The sequence below is a fragment of the Pseudomonas sp. SCPG-7 genome, assembly GCF_002156405.1.
In the GTDB taxonomy this organism is placed as follows: Bacteria; Pseudomonadota; Gammaproteobacteria; order Pseudomonadales; family Pseudomonadaceae; genus Aquipseudomonas; species Aquipseudomonas parakoreensis.
Map to the genome: position 1 here is coordinate 176,541 of NZ_MVOO01000004.1, position 14,882 is coordinate 191,422.

Genomic DNA, 14,882 nt, shown 5'->3' on the forward strand with positions numbered 1-14,882 from the left:
CCAGCCCGACCAGCACCGGCGGCTGATGCAGTTACTAGCTCAGGGAAGAAGTACCCCCATGGCATTGCGCACTCCCACCTTGATCGCGCTCAGCGCTGTCACTCTGCTGTCAGGCTGTTCGGCGTTTCGCAACTACGATTCGGAACTGGCCCAGACCAACCAGCAACTGGCCACCGGCAACGTCGACGCCGCGCTGACCCTGCTGGAAAAGAACAACACCGGCCCCGACAAAGATCTGCTCTATTACTTCGAGAAAGGTGAGTTGCTGCGCGCCAAGGGTGACCTGTCCGGCAGCCAGAACGCCTGGACCAGCGCCGACCAGGTGGTCGGTCAGTGGGAGGATTCGGTCAAGCTCGACTCCGGCAAATACCTGGCCCAGTTCGGCAGCTTCATCGTCAACGACAAGGTCCGTCGCTACGAAGGTTACGACTACGAGAAAGTCATGCTGACCACCCAGATGGCCCTCAACCTGCTGGCCGTCAACGACTTCGATGGCGCCCGCACCGCGATCAAGAAAACCCACGAACGTGAAGCGGTGATCGCCGACCTGCGCGACAAGGAATACCTCAAGAGTGAGGAAGAGGCCGAAAAGGAAGGGATCAAGACTCAGTACAAGGATCTGCAAGGCTACCCGGTCGCCAGCCTCGACGCGCCGGAAGTGGTCAGCCTGAAAAACAGCTACCAGAGTGCGTTCAGCCATTATCTGGCCGGTTTCGTCTACGAAGCCCTGGGCGAGAAAGACCTGGCTGCACCGGGCTACCGCAAGGCGGCCGAACTGCGCCCGAACACCCCACTGCTGGAGCAGGCGCTGGTCAACCTCGACAAGCCGAGCAAGTCCGACGACAGCGACATCCTGATCGTGGTGCAAAGCGGTCTGGCACCTTCGCGCGATTCGATCCGCGTGCCGCTGCCATTGCCGATCTCCAACAATGTGGTGATCACTCCACTGTCGTTCCCGATCATCAAGCCTGACACCTCCACCGCACCGTTCGCGCAGATCGGTGTCGATGGCCAGCAAGTCAACCTGACGGCCCTCAACAGCACCACCGCCATGTCCCGCCGCGCCCTGCGCGATGACATGCCGGGGATCATTGTGCGCACCACCGTGCGCGCAATCACCAAAGGCGTGGCGCAGAAGAAGATCAACGAAACCAATCCGCTGGCCGGTCTGGCCGTGGGTATCTCTTCAGCCGTGCTGGAAGGTGCCGATACCCGTACGTGGCGCACCCTGCCGGACAATACCCAAGTGGTGCGTCTGCGCTTGAAGAAAGGCGAGCATCAAGTCAGCCTGCCGAGCGCCGTCGGCGGTTCGCTGGTCAAGGTCACCGTCGATCAGCGTTATCAAGTGATCAGCCTGCGAGCGGTGGGCAATCAGGTATTTGCCGGCGGCGTCGCCGCCCATGTCATCCCGAGCGTCGGCGCGACCAACGTCGCCAGCCTCAAACAACCTTAAGAACGGAGTCTTTGCATGCGCTTCAAACTCTTCGCCGTTGCCGCCCTCGCCGTCCTGGCCAGCGGCTGCGCCACCCCGCCACCGCCGGAGCCGGGCAGCGCCGCGAGCAAGGTCGTGGCCATGGGCCCGCAGAAACACATCGCGGTCGGCGCCATGCGCGTCGCCCGTGAGAACGGCTTCATGACCGTCAATGTGCAGTTGACCAACACCCTCAACAGCAACAAGACGTTCTACTACCGCTTCGCTTGGCTCGGTGCGGAAGGCTTTCCGGTCGCCGAGGAAGAAGTCTGGAAAAGCCAGATGATGTACGGCGCTCAGACCAGCTTCATCCAAGGCATCGCCCCGACCCCGAAAGCCGTGGACTTCCGTCTCGAACTCAAGACGCCTTAAGCCCGCCAACCTATTCCTGTATTAGAGAGCATTCCCATGTTTGCACGCTTTTCCCTGATCGCTGTCCTCGCCCTGCTGGCCTCCGGTTGCGCCAACACCTCGCCGACCCTGGGCAGCAAGAACATCAGCTACGGCGACACCAAAGCAGTTGAAACCGTGACCAACGAATTCGGTTCGACCGACCTGCAGATGATCGCCGAATCGATGACCCGCTCCCTGGCCCAGTCCGGCATTCTGCAGGGCCGCCCGGTGGTGCAGGTCTACGACGTGAAAAACAAGACCAGCGAGTACATCGATACCCGCGAAATCACCACCAGCATCAAGACTCAGCTGATGAAATCCGGCACTGCCCGCTTCGCCAGCGACAACACCGCGATGCAGAGCCAGGTCGATCAGCTCAAGCTGCAAAACCAGAGCGGCCTGTACAAGAAGAGCACCGTGGCCAAGACCGGCAACATGATCGCCGCCAAATACCGTCTGGAAGGTTCGATCAGCTCGATCGTCAAGCGCAGCAGCGACTACAAGGACGTCTTCTACAAATTCAGCCTGCAACTGATCGACGTCGAAAGCGGTCTGGCCGAGTGGATGGACGAAAAAGAGATCCGCAAAACCACGGAGCGTTAATTGATGCGCGCATGGATTGGCATGATGGCCCTGGCTTGCGCGTTCAGCGTGCAAGCGGCCCCGAAAGTCACGGTAACGGATCTGGCGTATCAGGAACGTGTGGAGCAGTACATCCACATCGTCTCGGCGCAGAACAATTACCGCGAGGGTTACTACAGCTCCAGTGGTTCGTCGAACTACAACGAGCTGGAAGCGACCACCAGCTACATCGAACAGGGTGAACTGCGTAAATTCACCGGCGACATCAAGGGCGAGATCCTGCGCACCGGGATGTTCCAGCTGGTGCAGGGCACGCCGTACACCGCGTCGTCCAAGGGTGACGTCTATGACGTGATCAAGCGCATCAAGGCCGGCAGCTTCAAAGGCGCCGACTACGTGCTGTTCGGCACCGTATCCGACATCGACTTCACCCAGGACATGAACGAGCTGGCGCACACCGACAGCTATTCGGCGGTGCTGGGTCTGACGCTGGTGGCGGATTTCAGCCTGATCAACACCAAAACCTACGAGATCACCTCGGCCTTCACGGCGATGGGTGAAGCGCAGGACACCAAACTGGTGAACGGCCGCGACATCAAGATCTCGCTGAACCGCCCGCGGGTGGTGCGTGAAGTGTCGAAAGCGCTGGGCGAAGACGTCGCCGGGCAACTGAGCATGCAGCTCGGTGGCGGCGGTTACGAGCAGCCGCGTGAGGCGCAGCAGCGCAACAACCTGCCGCGTGATACCGCGCCGGTGATTTCGCACTGACTCTTGGCTGAACGCGTTCTGTGGCGAGGGAGTTTGCTCCCGCTGGGCTGCGAAGCAGACCCAAAAGCTTGTGAGCGCTGCGCACTCAAGCGGGAGCAAGCTCCCTCGCCACAATTGAGCGTCACTCCAAAGTCTTGGCGGATAAAAAAGGCGACCTCATCAGGTCGCCTTTTTTGTGCCCGCGCGCTTTACACCGCCGCTTTACGCAACGTCGCCATGAACGCAGCGGCGCCAATGAACAGCCCGGCAAACGTGCGGTTCATGCGTTTCTGCTGCTTCGGCGTGCGCAACAGGCGTAGCACCTTGGACGCCAAACCCGTGTAGCCAGCCATGACAACCAGATCCACGCAGATCATGGTCACGCCGATCACCAGGTACTGCATCAGCAGCGGTGCATGGGGATTGATGAACTGCGGCAGCACTGCCAGCATGAACACCAGCGCCTTGGGGTTACTGATGTTGACCAGGAAGCCGCGAAACACCAGCGCCAGCGGTTTACCGATCGGCCGGACTGCTGCGTCATCGCTCATGTCCATGGGCAGTGCACGCCATTGCTTGACCGCCAGATAGACCAGATAGGCCACACCGAACCATTTGATCGCATAGAACGCAGTGGCCGAAGCAGTGAGAATCGCGCCGACGCCAGCGCCGACAATCGCAATCTGTACCGCCAGGCCAACTTGCAGGCCCAACGCGTTCCAGTAACCGCGCCAGAAACCGTATTGCAGGCCGCTGGACATCGACGCAATGGCGCCAGCACCCGGGGACAGACTGATCACCCAGCAGGCGGCAAAGAATGCCAGCCATGTTTGAAGCTCCATCGCACACCTCGACTCTGAATCGTGACAGACGTCAAAGCTAATGCGGTTTGGGCCTAAAAGCAAAAGATCGCAGCCTGCGGCAGCGCCTACATTGAAATGCGATCCCTGCAGGAGCTGCCGCAGGCTGCGATCTTTTGATCCTGTCTGGAAAACTACTTCTCGAACCCGCTGGACGGAAACACATCACTCCCGCGCCAACGCCGCACCGAGCGCTGGAAGAACAGGCTGTTCGGCACTTGTACCATGGCGCTGCCAGTGCCCAATTCCTCTGCCTCGATCAACGTGGTGTAAAGCAGATTGATCGCCACCACCCGGCCTTTGACCCCGGGTTTGTCAGTGGTGTCGACCAGCTCCACCACATCGCCGAGGCGGAACGGGCCGACGGTGAAGATCAGGATCGCGCAGAGCAGGTTCGACAGCACACTCCACATCGCGAAGAACGCCACCGCCGCCACCGCGACGAAACCCGACAGCGCCGTCCACAACACCGTGGCCGACACGCCGAGGCGCTCCAGCACAAAGATCAGCGCACTGCCCATGATCAGCCAGCGCAGACCGCCACGCAGCGGCATCAGCAACTGCGGCGGAAACGGGTAGCGCTCACCCAGACGGGTCAGGCCTTTGGCAACGAAGCGCTGGGCCAGATAGCCGGCCAGCAGGATCAGCAGAATCTGCACGCCGAGCCAGATCGGCTCGACCCACACCGCCGGCAATGGCCACTTGAACGCGTCCATCAGGACAGCGCCTCCAGCTCCGCCTGCATGCTTTCCAGCGTCTCGAGCGCCTCCATCCACGCTTCTTCCAGCTCGGCTTCGCGCACTTTCAGCCTGGCCTGCTCGGCCAGCAGATCACGCAACTCGTTCTTGCGCGCCGGCTCGTAGATGTCGCTGTCACCGAGGCTGGCGTCGACCTTGGCGAGTTTCTCGTGCAGTTTGCCCAGTTCGGCTTCGAGCTTGTCGGCTTCGCGTTTGTGCGGCGCCAGTTGCTGACGCAATGCAGCGGCGGCCTGGCGCTGAGCCTTCTTGTCGGTTTTGTCCGGGTTAACCGGCGTGTTGCTGACCGGCGCGTTGCGCTGACGGTATTCCACCAGCCAGCGCGCGTAGTCTTCAAGGTCGCCATCGAACTCTTCGACCTTGCCGTCAGCGACCAGGTAGAAGTTGTCGGTGGTGCTCTTGAGCAAGTGCCGATCGTGAGACACCACCAGTACCGCGCCGCTGAATTCCTGCAGCGCCATGGTCAGCGCCAGGCGCATTTCCAGGTCGAGGTGGTTGGTCGGTTCGTCGAGCAGCAACAGGTTCGGTCGCTCCCAGGCGATCAACGCCAGGGCCAGACGCGCTTTTTCGCCACCGGAGAAATTCAGTACCGGCTCGTCGATCCGCGCGCCACGGAAGTCGAAACCGCCAAGGAAGTCGCGCAGGGTCTGCTCGCGTTCGGTCGGCGCCAGACGCTGCAGGTGCAGCAACGGGCTGGCCTTGGCATCCAGCGAGTCGAGCTGATGCTGGGCGAAGTAGCCGACCACGGTGTTCTCGCCGCGTGTCAGGCGCCCGGCCAGCGGTTCAAGCTCGCCGGCGAGGTTCTTGATCAGGGTCGACTTGCCGGCACCGTTCGGCCCGAGCAGACCGATCCGCGCACCCGGGGTCAGTTGCAGCTTGACCTTCTCCAGGATGGTTTTTTCGCCGTAACCCAGACGCGCATCGGACAGGTCGATCAGCGGGCTGGAGATCTTGGTCGATTCACGAAAGACGAAGTCGAACGGCGAATCGACGTGGGCCGCCGACAGCTCTTCCATGCGCTCCAGCGCCTTGATCCGGCTTTGCGCCTGACGGGCCTTGGTGGCCTGGGCCTTGAAGCGGGCGATGTAGCTTTCCATGTGCGCACGTTGCGCCTGCTGCTTTTCGTAGGCCTGCTGTTGCTGGGCCAGACGTTCGGCACGGGCACGCTCGAACGCGGTATAGCCGCCCCGGTACAGGGTCAGTTTGCGCTGATCGACATGGGCCACGTGATCGACCACTTCATCGAGGAAGTCGCGGTCGTGGGAAATCAGCAGCAGGGTGCCCGGGTAGCTTTTCAGCCACTCTTCGAGCCAGATGATCGCGTCGAGATCCAGGTGGTTGGTCGGTTCGTCGAGCAGCAGCAAATCCGACGGACACATCAAAGCCTGCGCCAGGTTCAGACGCATCCGCCAGCCACCGGAGAAATCGCCTACCTGACGATCCATCTGCTCGTTGGTGAAACCCAGACCGGCGAGCAACTTGCGCGCCCGCGCGTCGGCGGTATAGCCGTCGGCGCTGTCGAGCTCGGCGTGCAGGCGGGCCAGCGCCGTGCCATCGTGGGCCGCTTCGGCGACGGCGAGGTCACGTTGCACCTCACGTAGACGCAGGTCGCCATCGAGCACATAGTCGACCGCCAGACGCTCGAGGGTGTCGACCTCCTGGCGCATGTGCGCGATCCGCCAGTCGGCCGGCAGCAGGCAATCGCCCGAGTCCGGGTGCAACTCGCCGCGCAGCAAGGCGAACAGGCTGGATTTGCCGGCGCCGTTGGCACCGATGAGGCCGGCTTTGTGGCCGGCGTGCAGGGTCAGCTCGGCGTCTTCTAGCAGACGTTGCGGGCCACGCTGTAAAGTCAGGTTCTGAAGTCGGATCATAATGGCGGCGGAGTCTACCAGCTTCGCTCACAACTGGCGCGAGTAGCACGATGTCCTCTGACCTGTGGAGCTTTTCCCTTGCCACCTACGCCCGACCGGGCGTGGAACCTGCCTGCCTGCAACTGCAAGCGGCGGGGGCCAATGTCTGCCTGCTGCTCTGTGGTCTGTGGCTTGAGCAACGTGGCGCAGCTTGTGACGAACAGCGCCTGGAGCAGCTGAAAAAGCTGGTGGGGCCTTGGGATCAGGAGGTGGTGCAGCCACTGCGTGCGTTGCGCACTCAATGGAAAACCCTGGCCGAGGAAGATTCGGTACTCAAAGGGTTGCGAGAACAAATGAAAGCGCTGGAGCTGGAAGCCGAACGGCATCTGCTGTGGCAACTGGAACAGGTCGCTCAGGACTGGCCGCGCGATGACGTCTCAGCGTCGGGGCAATGGCTCGAGAGTCTGGCGGGATCGACCGCCAGCCCGAACCGCGACGCGCTGCAAGTGCTGCGCGTCGCGGCAACCGGCACTTAGGAAGCGCTGGTCGGGTTACTGCTGACGCTCGACGCAGCGGCTGGCGTTGGCGCCGTCGTGGTGGTCGAGGTAGAAGCGGCTGGAGCAGGTGCAGCGGCCGGCGCCGGAGCGGCTGGCTTGGCAGCCGGTGCAGTCGCCGGTTTGGCGGCCGCGGGTTTGGCAGCGGCCGGTTTTTTCGCGGCGGGTTTGGCAGCCGGTTTAGCGGCTGGCTTGGCGGCGACTGGTTTGGCAGCAGGCTTGGCCGCAGCGGTCGCAGGTTTTGCTGCTGCAGGTTTGGCCGCGGTTTTAACAGCAGGCTTGGCCGCTGGTTTGGCAGCAACCTTGGCAGCAGGTTTTGCTGCTGCAGGTTTGGCCGCAGTTTTTGCTGCCGGTTTCGCAGCGGCGGTTTTCGCGACAGGTTTGGCAGCCGGTTTTACCGCGACTTTGGCAGCTGGTTTAGCAGCAGCGGTTTTTACCGGAGCGGCTTTGCGCGCAGCAGGTTTTGCCGCTGGCTTGGCAGCCGGTTTTGTCGCTGCAGGTTTGGCAGCGGCAGTACGAGCAGCCGGTTTCGCAGCGCTCGCCGCAGCCGGTTTTTTAACTGCGGTTTTGGCAGCAGGTTTGGCGGCAGGTTTGGCGGCGGTTTTAGCCGGTGCCTTGGCCGCTGGTTTTGCCGCTGGCTTGGCTGCAGCAGTTTTCGCCGGCGCTTTTGCCGCCGCAGGTTTCGCGGCCGCTTTCTTCGCAGGCACTGCTGCAGGTTTTGCTGCGCGAGATGTCAACGCCTTGCCGGCGGCTTCTTGCACACGACCGACACCCTGGGCCAGTTTCAGGCTTTCCTGGGCGTCGCGCTTGAGTTGCAGAATGTAGCCACGAGTGTCGGACTGACGATCCTTCAGCGCATCGAGCAGGTCTTCGAGTTCTTTGACGGCAGCCTTGGCCTTGTTCTGCGCCTTGGCTTTACCGGCAGCGGCTGCGTCCTGCAATTTGGTGCGGGATTTGTGCAGTTTTTCTTGCGCCTTGCCGCGTTGCTTTTCCAGTTTGGCGAGCAGTTTTTCAGCATCAGCCAAGGCTTGGGAGCAAGCGTTTTCCAAATGCTCGAGCAGGCTGCCCGAGAGTTGTTGGAGTAAGTGCAACGGAGTGTTTACAGGCTTCTTGGTGGCCGACATGGTTTACCTCCTGGCTGACGTGAGTGCGGCTCATACTAGACCTCTGCAGTTACCGCCGCTAGGTCATCTTGACAGTAACGAAACCGTTGCGTTGCAACGAAGCGAAAATGTTCTGCACAAAGACAAAAGCAGTTCACCGTTGCAGACGTTCGCGCTGGCATAATCGCCCGCATCTCAGGACGGAGTGTGCCCATGTCGCGCTACCTTGTTTTATCCCTCTGGATGATTTTTTCTGCCGCCCACGCCGACGAAAAAACCACCGCGAACGATGCTCACGATCTGGCCTACAGCCTCGGCGCCAGCCTCGGTGAGCGCTTGCGCCAAGAGGTCCCGCAATTGCAGATTCAGGCGTTGGTCGACGGATTGCAGCAGGCCTATCAAGGCAAGCCATTGGCACTGAGCGAAGCACGGATCGAGCAGATCCTCGCCGATCACGAGTCGCAAAACGCCGAACACTCTACGCTGCCTTCAAGCGATGCCGCGATGGAAAACGAACAACGTTTTCTCACCGCCGAAAAAGCCAAGCCAGGCGTAAAGGAACTGGCCGACGGCATCCTGTTGACCGAGCTGACCCCGGGTACCGGTGCCAAGGCCGGGCCCGATGGAAAAGTGCAGGTGCTGTACGTCGGTCGGTTGCCGGATGGCACGGTGTTCGACCAGAACACTCAACCGCAATGGTTCAGCCTCGACAGTGTGATTGCCGGCTGGCGTACCGCACTGCAGAACATGCCGGTAGGTGCCAGGTGGCGGCTGGTGATTCCATCGGATCAGGCCTACGGGGCCGACGGTGCGGGCGATCTGATCGCGCCATTTACACCACTGGTGTTTGAAGTCGAGTTGCGCGGCGCAACGAGCTGATCGCACCCGGCGCGCAGGCATAAAAAAACGCGGTGCACTTTCGATGCACCGCGTTTTTTATGCCTGCGAGAAACCTGTCAGGCCTGAACCGGATCTTCCTGCTTGTGTGCCGTGTGCAGCACTTCAATCAGACAGTCTTCCAGCTCGAAGCGCTCGTGCAGCAGGCCACCCAGTTCCTTGAACTTCTCGGCGACGCATTTGCCTGCATCGCAAAGGTCGTTGAACGCGAGGAGTTTTTCGGTGATGACGTCGATACGCGGGTAAAGGGTTTCGGCAAGTTCCAGGCCGCGCTTGTCGTTGAACGCCTTGGCTTCACCGGTCAGTTGTTCGTAGATCTCGAAGTGCCCGGCCGAGACGTAATCGACCAGCACACCGCAGAATTCCAGCAAGGGTTTACGGTTCTCGGACAGAGCCTGTGGCTTGTCGCCCAACTTGTCGTAGGCACCGATCAGATCTTCACGCTCTTGCAACCAGCGGTCGATCAGCAGATGAACTCCACCCCAGCGTTCCTGAGCATTCTGACAACTTTCGAGCATGGCGATCTCTCTTCCCTTGTGGGTCATGCTGCTCTACACCCGCGCCCCTCTTCTGGCTGTTATCGCTTGGAGGCGGACCGGGCAGAGCGTCATCGAGCAACATAAATCCAATGACACGTGCGGGCCAGATTATGCCCGCACGCCTGTGGCTTCAAGGTACGCAGGAGATAAAGTTCATACAAGTGTTTAATCCCTGACCAGCGCGCGGTGCGACGCTTCGCCGCTGGGGGAGCGCTGCAGAGCGCTCCAGACCAGCCGCAGCAATTGGTACACAGACAGGATGAACATTGCCACAAAGAACAGCAGGCTCCACTCGGGGATACTCAAATCGAACAGTGTCCAGGAAATTTCTGCGCAATCTCCACCGCCTCTGAGCATCCGCACCGTGGCACACAACCAGGGCAGGTTGCTGAACAACGCTTCGGAATCAGGCGCGCAGCGGGTCATTTGCATCAGCGGGTCACTCTGCAGCAACACCTGTCGCCAGGCCGCCGTCGTCCCGCCCAGGCTCAGGCCAAGCGCGGCGCCCCAGTACAGCGACAGGCCGACACGCCGTGGGCCATGGACTGCCGCCACCCCGCAACACAACGTCAGCAACGCCATGAAGAACCGTTGCGCCAGGCACAGGCTGCAGGGCGTCAGCCCGACCGCATACTCGAGATAATAGGAAGCTCCCAGGGCCATAGCCCCTGCAGTGAAAGCCGTGAATAACAAGGAGCGTGAACAGGCCAACGACATGGCTTTTCCGTAGCAGTAGAGACAGGCAGTTACGGTAGAGGAAAGCTTGTCAGCCTTTCAAGGCGGAGCTCTGGCGACAGTTCACCAGAAGTGTAGGGAAAACCCGACAGACGCGAGAGGAATAGGCGTAGTCCCCTGTAGGACTTCGCCCAAGACGCCCGCCGGTGGTAATTATTCGCTCACTGAACGTTCACGAGGGAGCATGCTCCCTCGCGAAATCAGGCGTGAACCGGCACTGGCAACGGCGCAGCCAGCAGGCGCTCATCCAGCAATCCGAGACCTTCCTGGAACAGCTGGTTACTGCGCTCGGTGTCACCCAGTTGCGCAAGCAGACGCGCCAGCTCTGCACAGGCCTCCGGATTGCGCTGCAGCCGCAGACTGCTTTCCAGGTAATCCCGTGCCTTGCCCCACAAACTGCTTTGCAGACAGAGACGACCGAGGGTCAGCAACAGGCTCGGATCCGCCGGATGCTCTTTGAGCCAGCCTTCGGCGGTCTGCAACTGACGCGCCGGATCACTGCCGCGCACCAGGCCATACAGCCGAGCAAGATGGCTGTCGTACTTGCGCTTGAGGGCGCTGCGCAGGACTTCTTCCGCTTCAACCTGTGCGCCAAGCTGACGCAGTTGCTCGGCGTAGGCCAGCACCAGCGCCGGTTCCTGACGCTGCGCGGACGTCAATTGCTCCCAGGCACGGGTGAGTGATTGCAGACCAACCTTGCCGTCCTCGTCACGATGCGCCGCCAGCGACAGGTTTTTACCCCAGGCTCGCCGTTCCAGTTCAGCCAGTTCGGCTGGCGGCAGAGCCTTGTCCTTGCGCAGTTCCGGCAACAGGCGAATCACCGCCGACCAGTCGCCGCGCTGCTGATGCAGACGCTGCAACTGCCGCAAAGTCTGCACGTTATGCGGATGCCGCTCGTGCATCGCTTGCAGGGTCACCAGGGCGCCGTCGGTATCACCGCGATCGGTCTGCAATTGCGCATGACTCAAGGCAATCGCCAGTTCGGCCTGCGGCTGGCGCTCCAGCGCACGCTCAAGCAACTGATCGCACTCCTCGTACTTGCCTTGCTCGTTGGCCGCGCGTGCCGCGCCGAGGTAATACAACAGCGGCTGGCGCTCGGCCTCGGCGGCGCGAGACAGGTGACGTTGCGCGCTGGCCCAGCGACCTTCGGCCAGATCCAGCTGACCGTGTTCGATGGCCACCTGCACTCGCCGGCTGCGATTACGTCGCGACCACGGGTTGACCACACCACTGGAGGCCATGACCAGCTCGACCAGGGCCTTGATGCCCCAGATCAGCAGCCACAACACCGCAATCAGTGCCAGCGTCGCCCACAGACTCGATTCATAACGGAAGCTCTTGTAGGCGATCAGCACGTAACCGGAGTGCTCGGCAATCGCCAGGCCCAGCGCCGCCGTCGCGGCGATCACCAGAAACACGATCACATACAGGCGTTTCATGGCGTGGTCTCCTGCGCGGTGTTGGCGGCAGGTTTGGCGAACGGTTTGACCGATTCTTCAGCGTTGACGTTACGCCGCTCCAGATAAGCCTGCACCGCGCTCAACGTGCCGGTCAGATCCGGTGTCTTGACGGTGACCGGTTGCTGGCTCAGCTCGGCAACCTGTTCGAGCATGGTTTTGCTCTGCGGATTGTCCGGGTTGAAATTGCCCTTGAGCACGTCCCGCGCTTCGGTCAGCGCCTGGGTGTAGACGGGCGCCTGGCCATTGAGCGCCGCCCATTGCGCCTGCTCCAGCGCGAGACTCAGGGCCAGACGCACCTGGCTCAGACTTTGCCCGGCCAGCAGTGGCTTCACGTTCTTGTCGGCATTGAAATCGATGCGGATGTAGCGCGACACCTGATCCCACCACTGCGCCCAGCGACTGGCGCCATCGCCATCAGCGGTCAGGCCCAGCAGTGACTCGCCACGATCCTTGTACTCCGGGGCCAGTTCGGTCAGTTCGATAACCTGGTCACGCAAGGCGCCAATGCGCAGGAACAGGCCGGTGCGATCCGGCTGTTCGGTGCTGCGCAGCGCGACGAGGGTTTTCGCCACTTGCTCGCGGGCGGCGAACGATCCCGGATCATTCTGCTCACGAAGAATTTCGTCAGCGCCCTGCACCAGCGCCTGAGCGCTGCTGATGTCCTGCAAGGCCGAAAGGCGCAGGCTGGCCAGTCGCAGCAGATGCTCGGCCTCGGCCAGACGCCAGTCCTTGCGGCTGGCACCGAGGACGGTTTCCAGACGCTGATTGAGGCGTTGCTGATCACCCTGCAGTTGCGTCACCAGACGCTGGCGCTCGGCGAGCTCATCGGCACCGGGCAGTTGCGCGAGACGCTCGGTCAGGCGCTGTTCGTTGAGCTTGAGGCTCTGCGCCTGATCGTTCAACGCCTGCACCTGGCCAGACTGTTGCGCAGTGTTGGTCTGCAGGTGACGCACCTGCCAGACACCCCAGCCACCGATCGCCACGCCGGCAGCGCCGAGCAACAGGGCGACAATGGCCAGGCCGTTGCCTCGGCGCGGCGCTTGGGCCGGCGGTGGCGTTTCAACCTGGGCATCGATCACAGGCTGGACATCATCTTTAGGCAAGGCTGTTTCGCTCACGTATCCATCCTTTGCATTAGAGAACGGGCACGGGATGCTCCCGTAACGCCGTCAGCAAAGCCGCAGCACTCGCGCCACGGCAATCCACAACTGTTTGGGCCCCGGCGGCACGTGCCAGCTCGGCGACCCTTGGGCTTGGCACAAACAACGGCAACTGCGCAATCGCCGGCCAGGCAGCGCCGGCCAGTTGGCACAGGTGCTCGAAACCCTGTCCACTGCTGACCACCAGCCCGTTCAAGCGTTCCGCTTCGATCCGTCGTGGCAGTTCATCCGGGGCATAGGCTGGCAGGTCACGCCTGTACAACTCCAGATACTCGACACTAGCACCTAGCGCACGCAGGCGCTCGGCGAGCAGCTCGCGACCTCCCTCCCCGCGCAGGATCAGCACCTGCGCGTCGGACCCGCTGACCGCTTCGCGCAGACGCGGCAATTGCAGCAGGGCTTCACTGTCATCGCCGTCGGCGGGAAAGTGTACGTCGAGACCGTGATCGCGAAGAATCTGCGCGGTCGCCGCGCCGACGCTGAACCACGGCATCGACAACGACTGAAGCCCATGAGCGTCCAGCAGATCAAGCGAAATCCGCGCCGCCGGTTTACTGACCACGATCACCGCGCTGCAACCCGACAGTTGCGCCAGCGCCTGACGTATCTTGTCAGAGACCGGCAGCGGCACGATGTCCAGAAGCGGCAGGCAACTGCTGAAAAAACCTTCTGCGGCCAACACCCCGGCCAGCGCCGCGCAGTCATCCGCAGGACGCGTCAGCAGCAGGCGCCAGGCAGTCACTCGTGACCTGCCTCGCCATACACCGCTTTGAGAATGTCGTCGGCCCCCTGACTGAGCAAGGCTTCAGCGACCTGCACGCCCAACGCTTCGGCATCGGCGCGCGGCGCGCGGGCCTCGGCGCTGAGCAGCTTGCCACCGCTCGGCTCGCCCACCAGGCCACGCAGCCACAACTGCTCACCTTCAAGCACGGCGTAGCAGGCGATCGGCACTTGGCAACCGCCATTCAGATGTTTGTTCAGAGCACGTTCAGCGGTCACGCGCGAAGCGGTGTCGGCATGGTGCAAAGGCGCGAGCAAGGCGTGGATTTGCGTATCGGCGCTACGACATTCGATGCCGACCGCGCCCTGGCCACCGGCCGGCAGACTGTCGTCGACACTGATCGCCGAGGTGATGCGGTCTTCGAAACCGAGACGAATCAGGCCGGCTGCCGCAAGAATGATCGCGTCGTACTCACCGGCATCGAGCTTGGCCAGACGGGTGTTGACGTTGCCGCGCAGGAAGCGGATTTCCAGATCCGGGCGACGGGTCAACAGTTGTGCCTGACGACGCAGGCTGGAGGTGCCGACGATGGCGCCGGCGGGCAGCGCGTCCAGACTTTGATAGGTATTGGAAACGAAAGCATCACGCGGATCTTCACGTTCGCAGATGCAGAACAGGCCCAGGCCTTCAGGGAAGTCCATCGGCACGTCTTTCATCGAGTGCACGGCGATGTCGGCTTCGTTTTCCAGCAGCGCGGTTTCCAGTTCCTTGACGAACAGGCCCTTGCCGCCGATTTTCGACAGCGGTGAGTCGAGCAGCTTGTCGCCGCGACTGACCATGGGCACCAGCGTCACCAGCAGACCCGGATGGGCCTCCTCCAGACGGGCTTTGACGTATTCGGCCTGCCAGAGGGCCAGCGCACTTTTACGGGTGGCGATGCGGATTTCGCGAGAGGACATGGATCAATCCGTACTGAATAGATACGACGGATAATAACAGCTCAGCCAAATCCACTTTGACTTGAATCAGAAACGGCGTGGCCTCCCTGGCCTGCA

Annotated in this window: 16 protein-coding genes; 6 read left to right on the forward strand and 10 right to left on the reverse strand. The window is 61.7% G+C overall.

Going from position 1 to position 14,882, the window contains the following annotated elements; genetic code table 11:
• Positions 1 to 58: 58 nt before the first annotated feature.
• From B1722_RS10175 to B1722_RS10190, 4 genes are read left to right on the forward strand one after another with little or no spacing between them, the layout of a single operon-like run.
• Entirely contained in the window at positions 59 to 1,453 is a 1,395-nt protein-coding gene (locus tag B1722_RS10175; RefSeq protein ID WP_041072025.1) for a COG3014 family protein, read from the forward strand.
• A gap of 15 nt (positions 1,454 to 1,468) precedes the next feature.
• On the forward strand, positions 1,469 to 1,843 hold the full coding sequence (locus tag B1722_RS10180) for a YcfL family protein (protein WP_041072023.1): 375 nt from the start codon (positions 1,469 to 1,471) through the stop codon (positions 1,841 to 1,843).
• Between the two features lie 36 nt (positions 1,844 to 1,879).
• Entirely contained in the window at positions 1,880 to 2,467 is a 588-nt protein-coding gene (gene lpoB, locus B1722_RS10185) for a penicillin-binding protein activator LpoB (RefSeq protein ID WP_003229365.1), read from the forward strand.
• A gap of 3 nt (positions 2,468 to 2,470) precedes the next feature.
• Entirely contained in the window at positions 2,471 to 3,214 is a 744-nt protein-coding gene (locus B1722_RS10190) for a penicillin-binding protein activator LpoB (RefSeq protein WP_086792380.1), read from the forward strand.
• A 188-nt stretch (positions 3,215 to 3,402) separates the two neighbouring features.
• Here B1722_RS10190 and rhtB read toward each other — a convergent pair whose 3' ends face one another.
• From rhtB to B1722_RS10205, 3 genes are all read right to left on the reverse strand, one after another.
• Positions 3,403 to 4,035 (reverse strand): homoserine/homoserine lactone efflux protein, encoded by a 633-nt coding sequence (gene rhtB, locus B1722_RS10195; RefSeq protein ID WP_041072021.1) that lies wholly within the window; start codon positions 4,033 to 4,035, stop codon positions 3,403 to 3,405.
• Between the two features lie 152 nt (positions 4,036 to 4,187).
• The gene (locus B1722_RS10200) at positions 4,188 to 4,769 is read right to left on the reverse strand and encodes a mechanosensitive ion channel family protein (RefSeq protein WP_003229371.1); all 582 of its coding nucleotides are present in this window, start codon (positions 4,767 to 4,769) and stop codon (positions 4,188 to 4,190) included.
• Positions 4,769 to 6,679: an ATP-binding cassette domain-containing protein gene (locus B1722_RS10205; protein ID WP_041072019.1), complete on the reverse strand. Its 1,911-nt coding sequence runs from the start codon at positions 6,677 to 6,679 to the stop codon at positions 4,769 to 4,771. Before B1722_RS10205 ends, B1722_RS10200 begins: the two co-directional genes overlap by 1 nt.
• A 50-nt stretch (positions 6,680 to 6,729) precedes the next feature.
• Here B1722_RS10205 and B1722_RS10210 point away from each other — a divergent pair, with 50 nt between their 5' ends.
• On the forward strand, positions 6,730 to 7,194 hold the full coding sequence (locus B1722_RS10210) for a TIGR02444 family protein (protein ID WP_041072017.1): 465 nt from the start codon (positions 6,730 to 6,732) through the stop codon (positions 7,192 to 7,194).
• Here the strand turns inward: B1722_RS10210 and B1722_RS10215 are convergent.
• A complete protein-coding gene (locus tag B1722_RS10215; RefSeq protein ID WP_086792382.1) occupies positions 7,191 to 8,336 on the reverse strand; it encodes an AlgP family protein in 1,146 nt (381 codons plus the stop codon). The two genes, B1722_RS10210 and B1722_RS10215, sit on opposite strands and share 4 nt — an antisense overlap.
• A 192-nt stretch (positions 8,337 to 8,528) precedes the next feature.
• Between B1722_RS10215 and B1722_RS10225 the strand changes: the two genes are divergently transcribed.
• Positions 8,529 to 9,194 carry an FKBP-type peptidyl-prolyl cis-trans isomerase gene (locus tag B1722_RS10225; protein WP_041072013.1) on the forward strand — a complete coding sequence of 222 codons (666 nt, stop codon included), beginning with the start codon at positions 8,529 to 8,531 and terminating at the stop codon, positions 9,192 to 9,194.
• Between the two features lie 77 nt (positions 9,195 to 9,271).
• Here the strand turns inward: B1722_RS10225 and B1722_RS10230 are convergent, their stop codons facing one another.
• The 6 genes from B1722_RS10230 to hemC all read right to left on the reverse strand — a co-directional run bounded on the left by B1722_RS10230 (position 9,272) and on the right by hemC (position 14,786).
• Complete coding sequence (locus B1722_RS10230; RefSeq protein WP_041072012.1) at positions 9,272 to 9,730, reverse strand: Rsd/AlgQ family anti-sigma factor; 459 nt, start codon at positions 9,728 to 9,730, stop codon at positions 9,272 to 9,274.
• A gap of 186 nt (positions 9,731 to 9,916) precedes the next feature.
• Complete coding sequence (locus B1722_RS10235; protein ID WP_041072011.1) at positions 9,917 to 10,468, reverse strand: disulfide bond formation protein B; 552 nt, start codon at positions 10,466 to 10,468, stop codon at positions 9,917 to 9,919.
• 218 nt (positions 10,469 to 10,686) lie between these two features.
• On the reverse strand, positions 10,687 to 11,925 hold the full coding sequence (locus B1722_RS10240; protein ID WP_086792384.1) for a heme biosynthesis protein HemY: 1,239 nt from the start codon (positions 11,923 to 11,925) through the stop codon (positions 10,687 to 10,689).
• A complete protein-coding gene (locus tag B1722_RS10245) occupies positions 11,922 to 13,064 on the reverse strand; it encodes a uroporphyrinogen-III C-methyltransferase (protein WP_041072009.1) in 1,143 nt (380 codons plus the stop codon). Before B1722_RS10245 ends, B1722_RS10240 begins: the two co-directional genes overlap by 4 nt.
• A gap of 16 nt (positions 13,065 to 13,080) precedes the next feature.
• Positions 13,081 to 13,848 (reverse strand): uroporphyrinogen-III synthase, encoded by a 768-nt coding sequence (locus tag B1722_RS10250; protein ID WP_086792386.1) that lies wholly within the window; start codon positions 13,846 to 13,848, stop codon positions 13,081 to 13,083.
• Positions 13,845 to 14,786 (reverse strand): hydroxymethylbilane synthase, encoded by a 942-nt coding sequence (hemC, locus tag B1722_RS10255; protein ID WP_041072005.1) that lies wholly within the window; start codon positions 14,784 to 14,786, stop codon positions 13,845 to 13,847. The genes B1722_RS10250 and hemC overlap by 4 nt, the downstream gene beginning before the upstream one ends.
• Positions 14,787 to 14,882 lie beyond the last annotated feature (96 nt).